The sequence below is a fragment of the Mycobacterium asiaticum genome (assembly GCF_001668675.1).
GTDB classification, from domain to species: Bacteria; Actinomycetota; Actinomycetes; order Mycobacteriales; family Mycobacteriaceae; genus Mycobacterium; species Mycobacterium asiaticum_D.
This window is the reverse complement of the sequence record NZ_LZKQ01000027.1, coordinates 1-1,018: the sequence shown is the minus strand read 5'-3', so window position 1 is coordinate 1,018 and position 1,018 is coordinate 1. Positions and strand designations below refer to the sequence as shown.

The following is a 1,018-nucleotide window of genomic DNA, read 5'->3' as shown; positions in this document are numbered from 1 at the left end:
CCGCTGCCCGGGTTCCCCGGCTTCCAGTTCCCGCCGCTGAACTTCGGCCTGCCCGGCATCACCATCCCCGGCTTCCCGGGCCTGGTGCTGCCCGACTTCGGCGCCGCCCTCACCGGCGGCCTCAACACCCTGATCAACCTCGGTGCCAACCTGGAACTGCCGCCGCTGCCCGGGTTCCCCGGCTTCCAGTTCCCGCCGCTGAACTTCGGCCTGCCCGGCATCACCATCCCCGGCTTCCCGGGCCTGGTGCTGCCCGACTTCGGCGCCGCCCTCACCGGCGGCCTCAACACCCTGATCAACCTCGGTGCCAACCTGGAACTGCCGCCGCTCACGTTGCCGCCGTTCACGCTGCCGTCATTGACGTTGCCGCCGTTCGCGCTGCCGCCATTCACGTTGCCGCCATTCAGCATCCAACTGCCGACGCTTCCCGAGATCGGTGCCTCTATCGCTGGTGGCATCACCGCAGCGGTCAACCTGGGTCAGACTCTCGCGGCCAGCTTGCAGCTCCCGCCGCTTGCGCTGCCTCCGCTTACGCTGCCGCCGTTCAGCTTCCCGCCGCTGCCAGCACTTCCGGACATCGGCGCCAGCATCAACGCCGGGATCAACTCGTTGATCAACCTGGCTGGCAACATCACACTGCCGCCGTTTGCGTTGCCGCCGTTCAGCTTCCCGCCACTGCCTCCGCTCACCTTGCCGGCACTCCCCGAGTTCAACCTTCCCGCGCTGTCCGCCGCGCTCAATGCGGCCCTGACAGGCAGCATTGGGGCCAGCATCAGCGGTCTCTCCGTCGCCCTTACAGGGGCGCTCACGGGTGGTCTGCCTGCGCTGAACGCGGCTATCACCGGCGGCATCTCCGGCTTGCAAGCCGGGATCAACGGTCTGGTCAACGCTGGGCAGCTTCTGGCGGGCGGGATCAGTGCCACGCTGCCTGCCTTCAACCTGCCTGGCCTGACCGCCGCCTTCAATGCGGCCCTCACCGGTGGTTTCAATGCCGGGCTTAACGGGCTCAACGCGGCCT

The 1,018-nt window shown here is 68.2% G+C and carries 1 pseudogene; it reads left to right on the top strand.

Going from position 1 to position 1,018, the window contains the following annotated elements:
- A pseudogene (locus A9X01_RS30310) lies at positions 1–1,018 on the top strand (hypothetical protein); the annotation flags it as partial.